A 17,121-nucleotide genomic window follows, 5' to 3' on the forward strand; every position below is an offset into this window, starting at 1 on the left:
TTATTTTTTGAATACGCCATCTTTTTCATCAGTTAGCACAAGTAAAGCTGCACCTAACATTCCTGCTTCATTGCCAAACTTCGCTTTTTTCACTTCTAACGGTTTTAATAATAACGGTTCCAGTGCAGTCAATAAGAACGACCACCAGCTTTCTGCTGACTCTGAAACACCACCACCAATAATTACACAATCCATATCTAGTACAGCCTGGATTGAACTAATGACAATTGCCAAGTCATTCGTGAATTTTTTGGTAATTGCTAATGCATCGCTATGACCTTCAAGTGCAAGTTCGAACATTCGGTTTGGTGTAATTAACTTATTATTCTCATCAACTATGTTCATCTCAGCAATAGATCTTCTTAGAGCAGTTCCAGAAACATATTGTTCACTACATCCCGGACGACCACAACTACATATATGACCACCTGGATACAAAATCATGTGTCCAACTTCACCTGCACCGCCATGTGTTCCATTCATTATTTTTCCATCTATAACAAATCCGCCACCAAGTCCCGTACCAATCGTTAAACATACGGTACGACGATAACCTCTCGCTGACCCCAAACGAGCTTCTGCAAGTCCTGCACAGTTAGCATCATTGTTTACTTCAACGTAAAGTCCTGTCGCTTTTTCTAAAAGTGCCTTTACTTCTGTTCCCTGCCAACCAGGTAATGTTCCACTTTCAAACGTAATGACGCCATTTTCTGCATCAACCATTCCTCTTGTGCCAATTCCAATTGCCTGGACATGCGTATGCTCTTTTAAAAACTGAATAATCTTATTTTCTAAATACGGATAAAGAGGAGATTCTGTAGGAATTTTATGATCTTCCACTACTTGTCCATTCGAATCGACAATACCCATTCGAATTTTCGTTCCTCCAATGTCAATTCCTAAAACTTTCATTAACGCTTAACCTCCATTTTGCTAAATTCTATTAATACAATGAAGTTATCCTTTTATCATACATGATTTTAGAGATTCGTCTATATTTGATTTTTCGAAAAATTTACTTTTAATCAATTAATAAGTAAATTCCATAAGCTACATAGTATTTTCAAACCTTTGATTTTTGCTCGACCACTGCATTGAGGAGCGTATCTTAACATGATTCCACACATAATTAGACTCTACAATGGTGTCAGAACTAGAACGAAATTAATTACATATAAACGGTCGACATGTCCATTCTATCAATTTTTTTAAATATCAAAATTAATCATTTCAATTTCTCAAAGACAGAGAAAAAACACCTCAGTGACAAATTTAGTCTCTGGGTACTCTCTCGTTATTTTCAGTTCTCATTACATAAAAAAAGAATCTTAAAAAGCCTCTGCTTTAGATTCTCTTTTTAACTTATTAAGTTGTTATATATTGGGTTTAACGAAAATCTGTTATTCCACTAATTATTCACTTATATTCCTTGGTATTTATTAAGCAAAGTATCGAGTTCTTGACTGCATGTTACAACACTGGAATGTGTTCGACCAAAAAGATTGGCTCTCATATACATAATTCTCTTTTTCAACTTAATTTGAGTTAACAAGATATCTTGGTGCATATTTTTCATTAGCTCTTTATCCTCCATACTATATTAATAAGTCTTTACTCAATATCGAGATACAAGATACATCATATATGATTCTTGTTGTAGTAATTTGTCACATTGCGAAAAAAGACATAAGTTCATAAATTCGTCACATTCATGTTGAATTTATTTTCTTAAAGTTGTATTTATTAAACAACTTTTTTATAATTATATATTCGTTTTTCATATATTCTCTATACTTGTTTCATACACCTTATTTGAAGTAACAATAAAAATTCTATATAAAAAATACGCTAATAGAATTCCAAATACATCTACACCAACATCAAAAAGTCTGCCGTTTCGATTAAAATGCAGTTGAAGAACTTCCGTAAAGACTGCATAAACACTACATAGTATGATTGAAATTCCAAATCGTTTAATCGTGGTTAGCACTAAAAAATAAAGCAATCCAAATGCAACAATATGACCTGTTTTTTGAATTACGTAAAACTCATTTGAAAAATGAATGTCACTTGTAATTAGCAAGTCACTATAGTTCGGTGTTAAGTTCATATTAAAGCTTACTAATTGTTCATATAAAAAGGCATGAGCGTCTGAAGTACAGCCTGCCATTAAAATGAATATAGCCCAAATGATAAGTAAATATGGCGCTAAAAACAATTAAATAATCTCCTTTCTTTAATTGCCACATTCCCCATTAAAATGTTTCTTTTGGGGAACTATAAAGTGGACCAATTAAATCTCTAAGTGCTGTTCCCTAAAACAAATAAAAAACCGACAGTTTTCACTGCCGGCTTTTGTTTTATGAGTTTTGATTACCTTTTAATTGTTGTTGGGCTTGCGCTACTAATCGCTTCGTAATTTCTCCGCCAACGGAACCGTTAGCACGCGATGTTGAGTTTTCGCCTAATTGCACACCAAATTCTTGTGCAATTTCATACTTCATTTGATCTAAAGCTTGTTTGGCACCGGGTACAGATATTTTATTACTTGAATTGTTGTTAGTCATTTCGCTCACCTCCTTGTTGCATATAGAATGTCCGATTTTTAAAGATTCATGCACGAAACTAAATTATTGGTTTTAGAGTCAATTAAATTGAATCATAATTGTTTCATATCAAAATAAGGTCCTGACCATAAAAAGAGCAGGAAGAGAATGTCATCAACCAAAGCCTCGTTAACTGCTGTCACGCCTTCTGCACAAATAAATTGAGCATAAAACTCGAATTATAGATAAACACAAAAGAATATGTTGTAATCATTACGATTTTCTGTAAAGAAAAAAACCTTCTGTATTAACAGAAGGTTTTCTCTAACATTTTATTTTAAAACTACAGTTAAATTCTTCTTTTTCGAACAACTATTTCCCCGGTTACGACTTTTTCATTAATCACTTTTACTCGTTCCTCAATAATTGGTACACGGATTAACTCTTCATCATCGGACTCAATTGGAGGGGTAGAACTGTCAAAATAAATGTGTTCTACATATATTTCATCTTTCGTTACGCTTATACTCTTCCCTTGTTCTTTTTCATTCTCTTCATCATAAATTTGCACTTCTTCAGGTTGAATATGCTCTAGTGATGTATTTAACACATCATCAAGTAATTTCTCCGTATGTTCATTTAATGTTTGATCTTGCATCGTCACTTGAGTTGGGATGTATTCATTATTTTCATAATACTGCATGGATTGTTCTTCGTTTGAAAAATCAGCAGTATCAGTATCATCGGTATAAGGTTGACGTGGTACATCTGCAGTAGCAAGGACCACTAAATCTCCTTGTTCTATCTTCCGCACATAAATTCCAACTTCATCTTCCATTATTCCAGCCGACTTTAATGCAGCTGCCACTCCTGAATGTTTCGTATCAAAATCTAACGCATAGAAAACTCGACCAAATAATCCAGTGCTTTTCGGCTCCAGTTCACCATTCTCAGGAACCTCTTCTAATTGAACGCCAGTATCTCTTACAATCGCTGAAACGCTCGCAGGATCCTTTGCTAAAATAAAAATTGTGTTCTCATCATGCCCTAATTTTTTTAACTTACCAATCTCTAACATCGCTGCTTCTTTACTATTATAAACTCCAACAACTCGCTTGCTCATCTTGAATCCCCCTTTTTCCTTCAATTAATCCTTAATCCATTTATACCCTTCATCAGCCAAATACTAAACAACATCTATATTAAGAAATTCATCTAAGGTCTGAGATTGACCAGTACAATATCTTTTTTGCTAAAAAAAGAATCAACATTATATTTCTATTAGTATCTCGGCTGAAGATGCAGTTTCAGACGATTCCATGCACACCTCTTACAAATTATCCTCTACATAGACAGGATAACCCCTTTACAGTATCTTGATAAAACCTTAACAAAAATGGTATAATCATTTACAAAGTCTTTACATCTATTAATGGAAATCAAAAGAATAAGAGGTGAAATCTTATGATGCATGATAAAGTAACGATTGTGGATATGCCTATTGATAACTTATCAAAAAATAGACTCCTAGATGTGGTTTACAATGAGATCGAACTCAAACAAAAGAATATATTCATTGTAACTGCTAATCCAGAAATCATCATGAGTGCAAAGAAATCGAAATCTTACCGAGATTCCATTTTAAAAGCTGATTTTATAGTACCTGATGGTTCAGGAGTCATGAGGGCATCTGAAATATTGCAACATCCTTTAAAAGAAAAAATAACAGGTTATGACCTTGTCCATACATTTCTATCTTATGCAAGCGAAAAACGGAAGTCTGTTTACTTCTTCGGTTCTCAAGAAGGTGTAGCTGTTGACGCTGCTATCAACGCAATTAAGCTTTACCCAAATATTCGAATTGCAGGTACTAAAAATGGCTATTTAGGCTATGGACAAGAGGTTGCGGAAGAAATTGCTTCTACAAACCCTGATTTCGTATTTATTGGTCTTGGTGCCCCTCTGCAAGAGAATTGGGCTGCAGAATATAAGCATTTATTTCCTAATGCTGTAGTAATGGGTGTTGGCGGTAGTTTTGACGTTTTAGCAGGCCGAACGAAAAGAGCTCCACAATTTTGGCTTAAACATAATTTAGAATGGATGTACCGCTTAATTACACAGCCTATTCGTAGTAAGAGAATGATTAAATTACCAATTTTTGTAGCTGAAGTTTACAAACAAAAATGGACGAGTCGTAAATTTTATGTGAAACGTGAAAGACATATATAAAAAAAATCCTGTAAACATCTTATGATGTTTACAGGATTTTTTCTTTTTTCAAAGATTGCCTATTAAGGGCATCTGTTCGGTATTTCTTCTTATCTGTTTTGGTTAATGCTTGATATTCTGCCAAAAATGATTCGTAGTGCTTTAAAACTTCACTAGCCTTGCCATATTCTTTCACAGTACCAAACTCTAACCAAATTATTTGTTCACAAAACTTTTTCATTTGGGATATTGAATGACTGACAAAAAACATCGTTTTGCCTCTTACCTTAAATTCCATCATTTTTTCAAGACTCTTCTCTGCAAATGCTTTATCGCCTACAGACAAGGCCTCATCAATGATTAAAATATCGGGATCTACTCTCACAGATATGGAAAAACCTAATCGAGACTTCATACCACTTGAGTAAGTTTTAACAGGTTGATCAATAAACTTCTCTAACTCTGCAAACTCAATGATCTCTTCTTCCATATTTATGATTTCTTTTTTGGAAAAACCGAGCATTAGAAGTTTAAGTTCAATGTTTTCTCTTCCAGTTAACCCTGCATCTAACCCTGCGTTAACGGCAATCAAAGCCACATTACCTTGAATTTTAATTTCACCTGTAGTAGTTGGAATTACACCTGCGATGATATTCGCAAGTGTGGACTTTCCAGAGCCATTAATACCGACAAGACCAATGATCGACCCTTTTTCTACATCAAAAGAGACGTTTTGTAGTGCAAAAAAATCCTCGCCATATTCTTTGTGAGGCATTATTAAATCAAGAATACGTTCCGATTTTTTCTTATAGAGTTTATATCTCTTATATACATTCTGAACTTCGACTGTTTTTACCATGCATGTCACTTCCAATTTTTATAGGAAATCAATAAATTGACTTCTGAATTTCACGTGCAAATATGAACCAATTAACAAAGTTAAACCCATTACTGCAATAAAATATAAGGTGTAAAGTGGATTTTCTATGAAATACCATCCTTGACCAAGCAAAGAATAACGATATCCTTCTATTATATAGTAGAAGGGGTTTAACTTAACCCAAATCTGCCAGGATTCTGGTAACAATGTCGGTGGCCATAAAATGGGAGACAAATATAAGAGCATACGCATGACGGACTGCAATAACATCTGAACGTCACGTGCAATAGTTGTCAATGTAGAAGTAATAAGCGATAGGCTAAATATGAAGACTAATACAGCCGCTATATATAATGGCAGTTGAAGATAGTATATGGAAATTGGAAAACCCATAAACTGTAACAAGATCATTCCTAGTCCTAAAAGCAATAGATGCGGATAAAATTGAGAAAAAATAACATAATTCGGAATTACACTCATTGGAAAGCTCATTTTAGATAACATCCGAATCTTGCTATAAATCGATTTGGATGCTTTCATAACACTTTGATTAATAAAGAACCACACCAGAATACCCGCAAACATCCATTGGAAATACGGAATACCATCGATTGCTTCTCGCTGGCGAATCCCAAAACCAAATACGAACCAGTAAATTAATATTTGAATCGCCGGGTTGATAATTTCCCAAGCAGCCCCTAAGTAGTTGCCGCTCGTTAAACTCCGTAATTCATATATAGATAATCTTCTAACCAAATAGAAAAATTGAAATTGTTCTTTTAGAATCTTTAGTACTGATTTCATTAGAATTAATCACCTACTCACTTTTTATCACACACTATTTCAAGAAAGCTTGTACCACACGTTTAGTAGCATGACCATCCTCCAATGAAGTAAACTTGGTTTTAAAGGATTTAAACGTTGGATTAGATTGAACATTAGTTTGCTCAAGTTCATTTATCGCTTGGAACAGCTCTTCCTCTGTTTGAACAATTGGTCCTGGAGCATCTTCTTGAATATTCATATAGAAGCCTCTAAGTTCATCTCTGTATGTTTCTAAATCATACATAAAGAACACAATCGGTCTATTCAATATGGCGAAATCAAAGAATACAGATGAATAATCTGTGATTAAAAGATCTGCACTTAGATAAAGCTCTCGAATATCTGGATAAGAAGACACGTCGTAAACAGTTCCTTCATGTGCAGAGAAGTCAAAGTTTTCGGCTATTAAGTAATGCATTCTTGATAATAACACCCACTCGGAACCGAATTCTCTTTTCCAGTTTTCTAAATCAAATTTGAAGTTAAATTTATATTTTCCTTTTTGATGAAATTCATTATCGCGCCATGTTGGAGCATAAAGCATAATTTTCTTCTCTTCAGGAATTCCTAATTTTTTCTTCAAACCTTTGACCACGTCTTCTGAAGGAATAGACAAGACATCATTTCGTGGATATCCTGATTCAATGACTTTTCCATCATAGTGAAATGCTCTTTTAAAAATTTCTGTTGAATACGCATTAGGAGAAATCAGGTAATCCCAATTTCGAGATTCGTTAATAAAGTTCCTTTTATACGTATCTGTTTTAGTTCCAGGCATGTGTATTTGTTCTATATCTAGTCCAAGTTTCTTTAATGGTGTCCCATGCCAAGTTTGAACGTATACTGTCCCTTCAGGTTTAGGCATCCACCCTGGTAAACGTACATTATTAACCCAATACTTTGCGCGAGGGAATGTTAGAAACCACTGTAATGAAAATCGAGTAATATATGGAACCTGAAAATCATCGAATAACTTCATGGATCGTTTGTCAATACTCCATAGTAACTGGTAATCCTTATGCTGCTCTTTCATATACTCATAAATGGCACGCGGATTGTCACTATACTGTTTGGCATGGAAACTTTCGAACATGACCAATTTCTTCTTTTTAGGCATCCTTCCCATGACAACAAAAATGGAACGAAATACTTTTAACAAGAACTTACTATTTTTAAGACCTTTTAGCATGATAAAGACCTCAATTCTGCATACAATTTTTCTTTCATATTATTAACTTAACGTAGATATGTTTATTATCACAATAACTACAAGATTTTATCCTTCTTTAAAAACTCAATAATACGGGCAGTGTTTTGTCTATCGTCAAACTCATTAATTTGCATATATTTGTGTCGAATTTCGTCTTCAAGACGATAATTTTGGTTAATGACTTTATTGACAGTGTCCATCAATTCCTTGATTGTATAAGCGATCGCTCCCGGTGCATTTTCATCATTAACTGGAGGAATTGCCTTGTATTGTTCGATTAAATAGTCTTTTTCCTCCCAGAAGAATATGGGATAAGCCCCTCTGAAAGTAGCATCATAAATTGCTGAAGAATAGTCAGTAATGTGATGACAGATTCCCTTAATGCCTCTGATGGATTTGCACTAATGATGTGCTGATATTCTTTCATATTCTCATAAATAAATTCAGAAAATTTATTATGTGGAACAATTAATAACCGATCCAACAACCCTTTCTCTTTAAAGGCTTCAATCACACGCATGATTTGTAAATAATAAGTTGTCTGTTCAATCAATCCTCGGTAAATTAAGCCTTCTTCCCAGTAGCGATAAGTAGGCATAAAAGCAATTTTATCAGCTGATTCATTTAATGAGGCATGATCAAACGTTGCCAAACCAGTAAGAATTAAATCATCTCTGTCGTAACCCATCTTATAAAACTCTTCAGCTTCTAACTCCGAACTAATAACAGATTTATTCATATTATACACATTTTTATCCTTATGAAATCCAAAAGCCATTGGGTTATCTACGGGTTTTGCAAACATAATTCCATGTTGAAGGAAAATTAATGGAACGGATTTAATTTTTTCGCGAATAACGTCTATATATAGACGATCATTTAACAAATGATTAGATAACTCGCTTGAAATGAAGTTAGATGCATTGAATGTTAAGAAGTAATGGTAAAAGCTATGTTTCTTAACAATTGACTTATTATAAGACTTTTTAAGAGCTTTATAATTCTCGGCTTCCTTACTAAGAATAAAGTAATTTTTTGACTTAATATTTTTTTCTATCATCACTTTTTCAAAAACTCTGATTGCCGATTCATCTGCTTTCATACTCTTCTTCTCAAAATACAGATTAACTTTTTCTTTTCTCATTGAAATTATCTTAGATAAAATAAATGCCAAATAAATTAAATTCCTATTTAACAGGGTGTACTCTTCGGATTTAGAAATAATAGTGGAAGTGAGATCTCCCCCTCAAATTAGTCCTTATAATATTAACTTGATCATCGTATATAGTTAAGTCCAATGTTTTTGCTTTTCGAGGACGTAATTTAAGCTTTAAATTATGCAAAACATTCATTTTACTTCCTAAATAAAAATTATTATGGATACGATTATTTACATATAAAGATGCAATTGGAACCTTAAAGAAACCATACCGTCTAAGTAACGGCAATTTGAAGAGTCTAACAAATTTTGATATCGGTTTGTCAGAATCACCAATATATAGATATTCATATCTTCCACTCGCTTTATAGGCATAATGGGTATTACGTCCAAAAATATACAAGTTTTTACCGAAAAAACGTAATTTCATATTTGGATAGAATCCAGAAATTTTTGTTGGATTTGAACGAGTTAAAAAGATTCCATTTTGCTTATTATGAAGATAGTATTTGGACCCATTAATATTAAACTTTCCAAGTATATGTTTCTCACGATGTTTTTTTAACTGAGCGACATTAAATATTTTTGTGCCTTTTCCTGATATTTTTTTAAAGTTAATGGAAGCTCTTTCATCCTCAAAAGATATTTCAAGTGAACTTGGACTGGTTAAGTTAAATTCTAAATCAATAATAGGTAATTCATTTATTAAAATCACTTTTTTTGTAAATAATTCTTTTCTAAATAAATCATAAATAATAAACTCATTATATGTTGAGTAATATATTTTACCGATAGTTAAATAACGGTATTCAATCGTAGTTAGTTCAAGATCAACTGGGTATATATCAGTTAATAAATCATGTGATACACTATCGTGAATACTAAATAAATATTGTTCTTTAAAATTGAATACTGAGAAAGTTGTTTCTCCTGTTTGTTTAAATGATAATAAATCCGAAAAATTTTCAAAGTTTAATTCATATGAAGTTTCTGTTTTTTGAAATTTTACGTTTGGAATATGATTTACACGAGTTACTAATATATCTCCAAATTTAGTGTATACTAAGATGTTATAATCAATCATTTCTTTTTTTAATAAGACTTGATCTACCGTCTGATATTGTCCAATATTAAGTGGTTTCTCAATATTCACAAGATTCAAATCAATTATAAAGACATTTTCATTCTCTAATATAATAAATTCGATTTTATGTAATGTATCTTCAACTAATTGAACATTTTTACTGTATACTTTCATAGAAATTCCTTCTTTGCTCTAATTTTCATTTTTTTTAAAAATGATATTGTTCTAAAATGATAACATAAACTATAATCATACCATTTTCAGTAGAATTAATAAAATAACCTTTTATGGAGTGAGCATTTATGAAAAAAGTAATAACCTATGGAACATTTGATCTTATCCATCACGGCCATATCAATATCTTGAGAAAAGCGAAAGAATATGGAGATTATTTAATTGTAGGACTATCATCAGACGAATTTAATGCCTTAAAAGAAAAAGAAGCTTATTATTCTTTTGAAGAAAGAAAATTGATTTTAGAAGCAATTAAATATGTCGATGAAGTGATATCTGAAGATAATTGGAATCAAAAAATAATAGATATACAATCTAATGAAATTGATCTATTCGTTATGGGTTCGGATTGGGAAGGTAAATTCGACGAACTTATGCCTTATTGTGAAGTTATCTACTTACCAAGAACTGAAGGAATTTCAAGTTCTAAGATTAAAAAGGATTTATTTAACAAAAAATGTTAAAGGAAGCTATTATTTCATTATATTTATTCCTTTTTAAAGTAATCTTTACTGTATTTAAATTTCTTCCACTGCAAAATAAAACTGTTTTCCTTTCATCATTTGGCGATAATGCCCTTTTCGTTGCAAAAGAATTAGCTCATTCAAAAAATCATTCACTTATCTTTTTGAATAAATCTCGCTGTAAAATTGATTTTTCTACTATTCCTACCGACAAAAAGAAGATATACGCGTTCGAAACATCAAATTTACTACATACTTGTCTATCAATTTACCATTTGGCCACTTCTAAATATGTGTTCGTCGATAACTATGTAGGTGTATTGTCGGCTATAAGATTTCGAAAAGAAGTCAAGTGTGTGCAATTATGGCATGCAGCTGGAGCTATTAAACGATTCGGATGGAGCGATCCCACTTCTAATGAAAGAAGCGAACAAGCGAGAGAAAGATTTCAAAAAGTATATAATCAATTTCAATATATCCCAGTCGGTTCAGAACAAATGACTCAAATATTTGCTGAATCTTTTCAAGTGGATCAAAATCGATTTTTATTCACAGGTGTTCCGCTAACTGATTTTTATTATGATGAAATCGCCAAGAAAAAAAGTTTGGACCGCGTTATAGAAACTTATCCGATAATCCTAGGGAAAAAAGTAGTTTTATATGCTCCAACTTTCAGGAAAGACTCACTGGAAAAAATGAACTTGCAACTTGAAATAAATGAATTTCTCGATAGACTAGACGATAATTATATACTTCTCATCAGATTGCATCCTTCTGTTAAAGCGTTGACGCATATACCTACCCATCCTAGAGTCCTCGTTGTAAGTGCTTATCCTTATCTCAATGAACTATTGGTAGTAAGTGATATCTTAATATCGGATTATTCCTCGATTCCTTTCGAGTTTTCACTATTGCGTAAAAAAATGATTTTTTACACATACGATTTGGATTCATATGATAAAGAACAAGGTTTATGGGCAGAAAATAGTCTTTATTTTCCTGGCCCGATTGTAAAATCAACAACCGAAGTTATCAATCATATTTTAGATCCTACAATTGATTTTGAAAAGATTGATTTCTTTAAAAATCATTGGAACACCTTTTCTTCAGGTCAAGCAACCAAGTCATTAATCTCAGTGGTTTATAAAGAAAAGTCTTTGTAATACTTTTTCAACAAAAAAAAGACAATCCTGTCAATGCGGATTGTCTTTTTTAATTGGTTAATGCCCAAATTAATTACGTATTTTTCGTTCTAAACTGCAAATAACGTAATCTACTTAATGGGTTTTGACGTTGGCCTTTGCATATTAAATAAATCCATGTAGTAAACGTAATACCCCCAATAACATAACTAACAAACACGAGCGTTGCTTTTAATGTAAGTAAATAACCATTTTTATAAGTAACATCAATTAATTTACCGCCTGTATACGCCTCAATAATAAGCGGACCGAATGTAACAATGAACAAAAATGAACCTAAGAAGGCTATAATTAAACTCCAAATTTTATAAGGTTTATACCAACTTACCCCAAGCATAATTCCCGCTAATCCTAACGTCAGCCATCCAAACTCTCGAAAATAGGTAAGCAGTTCACTCATAACGAAAGACAGAATTAATACACTTAAGATTGATAGAACTGTAATGGACATTAACGCAGTTACACCAAAAATTTCTCCAATTGTCTTAATGATGCTATTTCTTTGCTCTGGTTGATTTCCCTGTTCCCATTTTACAAAGCCATATTTACCACTTTCCATTCGATCCTTTTTCGTTTCTGCGAAGTATTTTATTGTTTTTTTATATGCTTCAATAAATTTGTGTTTTTGCTCAGTATCTTTTAATTTCTTTTTCCATAATAGTAATCGGTAATTTTCATACTTCATTAGTTACCCTCCATAAATTTTTGTGAATCCATTTCACATTTTTAGACATCTGATTTATACATTCTATTCAGTAGCAATTGCATTAAGAATAAGAGATGGATTACAGTATGAGTGTAAAAAAATTCAGCACCCAGTGTCAGTGCTGAATTCATATTTGGATTTATTATAAGTAAATTACGGTATCACGTCACCTTAATAATAGACGTTTACTAATTTTCGTCTGAGGATAATGCTTTACTATCTTAAACGACCTTTTTTCCGCATAATTTTTGCATGAGTAGCAAAAAATCATGCGAATTCCACTACTATTTTCGTATTTTATCAAGGAACTCTCTTGATCTTTACAAATCGCACATGATTTTTTCCATAATTTGATCATAAAATTCAGTCCCATTCTTCTATATTTCTAAAAAAGGCTTTTCTAATAAGAATTCAAGTCTTAAAACGCTTTAAATAACTACTACTGGGTATATAGACAGTTATAAAAAGTGATGTTTATTTAATAAAAAAATTAATTTCAAGACTATTTATCTATTACTAAGTACTTTTTATCTATAACTAATTATATAGGAAGCACTTCCATTTTTAAACAAGAATTTTTGTCATTAATTGTCGAATTTATTTTAACCTTTAAAACAATCTGATAATTCGCTTTTACATCCATTTAGTTGCATCCACTGATTTGTTTAAAAGCAGTTACAGGACTTTTCACGTACACTTGTTTATAAAAACAACTACTATACCGCAACTGGTTTCATATTTTTGTAGCTTATAGTTACTAACTTCTCATACACAATAAACTCAAATATTAAAGTTTCTTATAAGCTCGTCTCTCGGCATACTCTCTACAAGCATTGCATACTTTCAATATCTTACCCGTATCAGTTTTATACGCTGTCAATGGTTTTATTTTACGTTTGCAAATCGTGCAAGACTTCTTGAAATAGTTAAACATCCAATACGCTCCTTTTATTATGTTTGGTATTCTTTCAATCAATTAAATTACCAGAAATTAATTTTAGCCTATTTATTTCTTATTATATTAACAAAATCTATAATAAATCCCTATGATGTACTTTTTGCAAGTGGTTAAAAAATATCTCCAGAATTATATACATGATTATTCCTTTTTAAACTCAAACTAATACGAATCTACTTTACAATTATAAGGAGGAATTCTTTTGGATACTAAACGAATAAAACAAATCGTCTCTTCACCTAAAGAAATTGAGGTAACATACAATGGCGTATCAGTTTGGATTGACCAGATACATGAAAATGGTGAACTTGCGACAGTTCATTTAAGACGCTCTCTAGAAGAAAGATCAGAAGTTAATATAGCTGAGCTTAAAGAAGAAGTTTGATAAGATATAGTGTATTGTTTATAAACGAAATTTCAAATTAATTTATTTCTCTTCAGTGGAGATGATTTCTGTATTGCACAGAAATCATCCTTTTTAAATTCCAGTGATTTGTTACAGGGCTTAATCTCTGTCTCATCTTTGAAAATAGCCAAGAAAAAAGCCTTTTCAAAAGAGAGCGATGAGTGAAGATGTAATTTGATGATCTCTAAGTCCATTAAATCTATTACAACAAAAAAACCAGCAACTTTAATAAGCTGCTAGTTTTAAATACATATTGATTAGTTGGATGAGCCCTATGACCAGTGTTTCCTGATTATTCGCTTATCCAATTCTTCATATCCCTTAAATATTGATCTACATTATTCTCTGTAACACTTAGATAAATTTCGCCTTCGCCATCCCCAGTTTCTAACGAATGAATCATTTTATCGCCAATTTCAGGATAAAAGTGATAGAAGTCCATCCAGTGTTTATCGTTTTGAGTTAGGTCATTTTGCATATGAAAAGATTTCACTTCACCAAACACCTCGACTATTTCGCGAATGGAGCGTGCGTAAGCATCAAAGAAATTCGGATTGCGTAAGTATATTTTCAAACGGTCTTCATGCGCCATGTCCGTGAAAATAACAAATTTGGAGTCTTTATTTTCTCTTTTAATCTTCATCAACTCATCTTTGTAAGATTCGTTATAAGCGAAACCAGTCGTATAGTTTGTTTTATCATATCGACTTTTAAAATCTTCTTTAGCTTTTAATAATCGATTATTTGGATAAGTTGTTTTTACTTGGTTGTCTCTCGTATACGATCTTTGTAGAGGATAAGCATTTGCTTTTGATGCATTGTAATTTACCAATGATTTGTCTAATGTGTCTTTTGAGAAGAGTACTGTATAATCTAATACTCGATTTTGGGCTTGTTCAAAAAAAGTATCAGGTTTCCCCATCGGCGGTTGGACATTCGCATAGTAGGAATGTAACGATAATTCAACATATATGTCATTTAGTACACCATCATTTATTTTTTTGGCAAAAGCAATATAATCACTGTATTCGCTTATATGCATGGAACTTAATCCATAATTAAAAACTTCATCTTGCTTAAAGCTGTTGGTGTTCATATAAGTTACACGGCTTGAGCCAATAAGTAACGAACTAAAAGATTGACTATTATTAACTAATAGATTCGTTTTTTGTATTCGCTCATCAAAACCATTTTGATAATCATTATGTGCATGTGCATGTTGGAAATTCCAATAAGGATCCACATAATAATTGAACCCCATTACACCAAATACGGGGATGAGAACAATCAACATGCTCACAAGAAATAGATTGAACCATTTTCGATAATTCAAATAAAGACACTCCTAAAAATTAAAATACAAAAATTCACTATTCTTATGAAGGATATACGTAACAAATAATACAGCAATAATACAGAAATTCACTAGCAGTAATGTAGATACTTTAGGTTCGAATTTCTCCAATAATTGAATTGAATTCGGAGCCAGTAAAGATACTGCCAAAAATAATAGTAGAAAAGGCAATACAAACATAGGATTCGTTAACCAATGGACACCTAAAAACTCGAAGGTTTCCCATGTAGACGCGAATGCAAGTTTTTGATTGAATACATGAAGAATACTTTGATCCAATGTAAACATTTTCCCAAACAACGTATGAGCTTGTCCTAAACTTTCCGCTCTGAAGTACACCCATGCTAAGTTAATGAAAGAGAAAGTAATAAACCAAGATACTACGAATGGAAGGACAATTTTGGTTTTGCCCCATACTCTTACAATGATGGAAGCAAACCCATGTAAAGTTCCCCAAACCACAAACGTCCAGCCTGCACCATGCCATAAACCACTAACTGCAAAGATGATAATGATATTTATATATGTTCGATACTCGCCTTTACGATTACCACCTAACGGGAAATAGAGATAGTGAGTTAAAAAACGACTAAGCGTCATATGCCAACGTTTCCAAAATTCTTGGATATTTCGAGATTTATATGGTGAGAAAAAGTTTACCGGTAATTTAATATTAAACAATAAAGCTAAACCAATAGCCATGTCACAATAACCACTGAAATCAAAATAGAGTTGCATCGTATATGAAAGAGAGGTTAACCAAGATTCTACAAACGTTAATGTTTCTACATTTGCATAACCTTCATTAGCCCACACAGCAAAAGTATCTGCGATTCCTACCTTTTTGAACAATCCAATTGAAAAAATAAAAATACCTTTAACTATGTTACTCAATTGAATGTGATATTTACTTTTATCGTTAAATTGAGGAATCATTTCATGATGATGGACAATTGGACCTGCAATTAATTGAGGGAAAAAGGTGACAAATAATGCATATGTCATAAATGAATATTGTTTTGTCTCCCCACGATAAGTATCTATAATAAAGGCAATCTGTTGGAACGTGAAAAAACTTATTGCTAAAGGCAATAGTAAATTCTGTAAAGCTATATTCGTTTCAAATAAGAAATTTGCATTCTCAACAAAGAAATCATAGTATTTAAAATACCCCAATAACGAAACGTTGCCTAAGACGCCCATAACCAATAACAGATTTCGAGAAAATATTTTTTTTGAACCATTCATTATAGTTCCTATTAAAAAGTTAAAAATCATAGAACCTACAATTAAGAACAAATAAACAGGGTTCCAAAAACTATAGAAGACAAGAGAAGAAATAATTAAGAGAAATAAAGCCATTTTATGTAATTTTATTTTATGTAATCCAAAATATATTAAAAACACTACTGGCAAAAATAATAACAAAAATTCAATCGAATTAAAAAGCACTTTATTCACCCTTATTTCTAGTAATATAACTTTTCTATTATATTCAAAACTAGCATTTTGGTCAAACCTTGAGTCGGCTTAATTAAGACGAAACGCTCCCACTTTATTCATAAATGACCAACCTAGCTCTACTTCCATGGCAGAAAAAACTCATTTAAAATTTTCCGTTTAACATGGAAATTTTTCTTTTTTTCATTAATATATGTTAATTTTCAACTGCGATACTCAGACTAAAATCGACTAAATAGTGTATATTTCATATGATATTCTGTCATTCAAAAAAAGAATGTTAAAAAGAAGTTGTCTAATAAGTACCTACAATATAACAGGTGGAGGAAAAACGACATGTTTTACTGAAGCCACTGACGCCTTTTGAAAGTATTGGGGAATTTCATCAATATACAGACAATAAAGGAAGCAAAACACCTATATA

General features: G+C 32.1%; 18 protein-coding genes. 4 read left to right on the top strand and 14 right to left on the bottom strand.

Annotated elements, in window-relative coordinates:
- From C406_RS0106635 to C406_RS0106655, 5 genes are all read right to left on the bottom strand, one after another.
- Positions 1 to 912: an ROK family protein gene (locus tag C406_RS0106635; protein WP_017379823.1), complete on the bottom strand. Its 912-nt coding sequence runs from the start codon at positions 910 to 912 to the stop codon at positions 1 to 3.
- 508 nt (positions 913 to 1,420) lie between these two features.
- Complete coding sequence (locus C406_RS20155) at positions 1,421 to 1,576, bottom strand: aspartyl-phosphate phosphatase Spo0E family protein (protein WP_017379824.1); 156 nt, start codon at positions 1,574 to 1,576, stop codon at positions 1,421 to 1,423.
- 201 nt (positions 1,577 to 1,777) lie between these two features.
- A complete protein-coding gene (locus C406_RS0106645; protein WP_017379825.1) occupies positions 1,778 to 2,218 on the bottom strand; it encodes a VanZ family protein in 441 nt (146 codons plus the stop codon).
- A 142-nt stretch (positions 2,219 to 2,360) separates the two neighbouring features.
- A complete protein-coding gene (locus tag C406_RS0106650; RefSeq protein WP_017379826.1) occupies positions 2,361 to 2,567 on the bottom strand; it encodes an alpha/beta-type small acid-soluble spore protein in 207 nt (68 codons plus the stop codon).
- Between the two features lie 328 nt (positions 2,568 to 2,895).
- Complete coding sequence (locus C406_RS0106655; RefSeq protein ID WP_017379827.1) at positions 2,896 to 3,669, bottom strand: general stress protein; 774 nt, start codon at positions 3,667 to 3,669, stop codon at positions 2,896 to 2,898.
- A gap of 344 nt (positions 3,670 to 4,013) precedes the next feature.
- On the opposite strand from C406_RS0106655, the gene C406_RS0106660 reads away from it, so the two are divergent.
- On the top strand, positions 4,014 to 4,775 hold the full coding sequence (locus C406_RS0106660) for a WecB/TagA/CpsF family glycosyltransferase (RefSeq protein WP_237740523.1): 762 nt from the start codon (positions 4,014 to 4,016) through the stop codon (positions 4,773 to 4,775).
- A 28-nt stretch (positions 4,776 to 4,803) separates the two neighbouring features.
- On the opposite strand, the gene tagH is transcribed toward C406_RS0106660, so the two are convergent.
- The 6 genes from tagH to C406_RS19855 form a co-directional block, all read right to left on the bottom strand.
- Complete coding sequence (gene tagH / locus C406_RS0106665; protein ID WP_017379829.1) at positions 4,804 to 5,613, bottom strand: teichoic acids export ABC transporter ATP-binding subunit TagH; 810 nt, start codon at positions 5,611 to 5,613, stop codon at positions 4,804 to 4,806.
- A gap of 18 nt (positions 5,614 to 5,631) precedes the next feature.
- Positions 5,632 to 6,438 carry an ABC transporter permease gene (locus tag C406_RS0106670; protein ID WP_017379830.1) on the bottom strand — a complete coding sequence of 269 codons (807 nt, stop codon included), beginning with the start codon at positions 6,436 to 6,438 and terminating at the stop codon, positions 5,632 to 5,634.
- Positions 6,439 to 6,472: 34 nt separating this feature from the next.
- Positions 6,473 to 7,648, bottom strand: coding sequence for a CDP-glycerol glycerophosphotransferase family protein (locus C406_RS0106675; RefSeq protein WP_017379831.1), 1,176 nt, complete (start codon positions 7,646 to 7,648; stop codon positions 6,473 to 6,475).
- 77 nt (positions 7,649 to 7,725) lie between these two features.
- Positions 7,726 to 8,061 (bottom strand): CDP-glycerol glycerophosphotransferase family protein, encoded by a 336-nt coding sequence (locus C406_RS21395; protein ID WP_155966711.1) that lies wholly within the window; start codon positions 8,059 to 8,061, stop codon positions 7,726 to 7,728.
- Entirely contained in the window at positions 7,947 to 8,813 is an 867-nt protein-coding gene (locus tag C406_RS19850; RefSeq protein WP_237740524.1) for a CDP-glycerol glycerophosphotransferase family protein, read from the bottom strand. The genes C406_RS21395 and C406_RS19850 overlap by 115 nt, the downstream gene beginning before the upstream one ends.
- Before the next feature lie 70 nt (positions 8,814 to 8,883).
- Entirely contained in the window at positions 8,884 to 10,086 is a 1,203-nt protein-coding gene (locus C406_RS19855; RefSeq protein ID WP_051005489.1) for a hypothetical protein, read from the bottom strand.
- Positions 10,087 to 10,214: 128 nt separating this feature from the next.
- Here C406_RS19855 and tagD point away from each other — a divergent pair, with 128 nt between their 5' ends.
- Both tagD and C406_RS0106690 read left to right on the top strand, forming a co-directional pair.
- A complete protein-coding gene (gene tagD, locus C406_RS0106685; RefSeq protein WP_017379832.1) occupies positions 10,215 to 10,610 on the top strand; it encodes a glycerol-3-phosphate cytidylyltransferase in 396 nt (131 codons plus the stop codon).
- Positions 10,604 to 11,773 carry a CDP-glycerol glycerophosphotransferase family protein gene (locus tag C406_RS0106690; protein WP_017379833.1) on the top strand — a complete coding sequence of 390 codons (1,170 nt, stop codon included), beginning with the start codon at positions 10,604 to 10,606 and terminating at the stop codon, positions 11,771 to 11,773. Before tagD ends, C406_RS0106690 begins: the two co-directional genes overlap by 7 nt.
- A gap of 73 nt (positions 11,774 to 11,846) precedes the next feature.
- On the opposite strand, the gene C406_RS0106695 is transcribed toward C406_RS0106690, so the two are convergent.
- Positions 11,847 to 12,497: a hypothetical protein gene (locus C406_RS0106695; protein ID WP_017379834.1), complete on the bottom strand. Its 651-nt coding sequence runs from the start codon at positions 12,495 to 12,497 to the stop codon at positions 11,847 to 11,849.
- Positions 12,498 to 13,678: 1,181 nt separating this feature from the next.
- Here C406_RS0106695 and C406_RS0106700 point away from each other — a divergent pair.
- Positions 13,679 to 13,861: an H-type small acid-soluble spore protein gene (locus C406_RS0106700; RefSeq protein WP_017379835.1), complete on the top strand. Its 183-nt coding sequence runs from the start codon at positions 13,679 to 13,681 to the stop codon at positions 13,859 to 13,861.
- A 313-nt stretch (positions 13,862 to 14,174) separates the two neighbouring features.
- Here the strand turns inward: C406_RS0106700 and C406_RS0106705 are convergent, their stop codons facing one another.
- On the bottom strand, positions 14,175 to 15,215 hold the full coding sequence (locus tag C406_RS0106705; protein ID WP_017379836.1) for a hypothetical protein: 1,041 nt from the start codon (positions 15,213 to 15,215) through the stop codon (positions 14,175 to 14,177).
- A 12-nt stretch (positions 15,216 to 15,227) separates the two neighbouring features.
- Positions 15,228 to 16,688, bottom strand: a complete 1,461-nt coding sequence (locus tag C406_RS0106710; RefSeq protein ID WP_017379837.1) for an MBOAT family O-acyltransferase — start codon at positions 16,686 to 16,688, stop codon at positions 15,228 to 15,230.
- Positions 16,689 to 17,121: the final 433 nt, after the last annotated feature.

This window comes from Paenisporosarcina sp. TG-14, from assembly GCF_000297555.1.
Taxonomy (GTDB): Bacteria; Bacillota; Bacilli; order Bacillales_A; family Planococcaceae; genus Paenisporosarcina; species Paenisporosarcina antarctica.

What these genes read in the sequence shown, in the direction of transcription:
- C406_RS0106635 (WP_017379823.1), bottom strand. Translation starts at nt 912, where the DNA reads ATGAAAGTTTTAGGAATTGACATTGGAGGAACGAAAATTCGAATGGGT.
- C406_RS20155 (WP_017379824.1), bottom strand. Translation starts at nt 1,576, where the DNA reads ATGAAAAATATGCACCAAGATATCTTGTTAACTCAAATTAAGTTGAAA.
- C406_RS0106650 (WP_017379826.1), bottom strand. Translation starts at nt 2,567, where the DNA reads ATGACTAACAACAATTCAAGTAATAAAATATCTGTACCCGGTGCCAAA.
- C406_RS0106655 (WP_017379827.1), bottom strand. Translation starts at nt 3,669, where the DNA reads ATGAGCAAGCGAGTTGTTGGAGTTTATAATAGTAAAGAAGCAGCGATG.
- C406_RS0106660 (WP_237740523.1), top strand. Translation starts at nt 4,014, where the DNA reads ATGCATGATAAAGTAACGATTGTGGATATGCCTATTGATAACTTATCA.
- tagH (WP_017379829.1), bottom strand. Translation starts at nt 5,613, where the DNA reads ATGGTAAAAACAGTCGAAGTTCAGAATGTATATAAGAGATATAAACTC.
- C406_RS0106670 (WP_017379830.1), bottom strand. Translation starts at nt 6,438, where the DNA reads ATGAAATCAGTACTAAAGATTCTAAAAGAACAATTTCAATTTTTCTAT.
- C406_RS0106675 (WP_017379831.1), bottom strand. Translation starts at nt 7,648, where the DNA reads ATGCTAAAAGGTCTTAAAAATAGTAAGTTCTTGTTAAAAGTATTTCGT.
- C406_RS19850 (WP_237740524.1), bottom strand. Translation starts at nt 8,813, where the DNA reads ATGAGAAAAGAAAAAGTTAATCTGTATTTTGAGAAGAAGAGTATGAAA.
- C406_RS19855 (WP_051005489.1), bottom strand. Translation starts at nt 10,086, where the DNA reads ATGAAAGTATACAGTAAAAATGTTCAATTAGTTGAAGATACATTACAT.
- tagD (WP_017379832.1), top strand. Translation starts at nt 10,215, where the DNA reads ATGAAAAAAGTAATAACCTATGGAACATTTGATCTTATCCATCACGGC.
- C406_RS0106690 (WP_017379833.1), top strand. Translation starts at nt 10,604, where the DNA reads ATGTTAAAGGAAGCTATTATTTCATTATATTTATTCCTTTTTAAAGTA.
- C406_RS0106695 (WP_017379834.1), bottom strand. Translation starts at nt 12,497, where the DNA reads ATGAAGTATGAAAATTACCGATTACTATTATGGAAAAAGAAATTAAAA.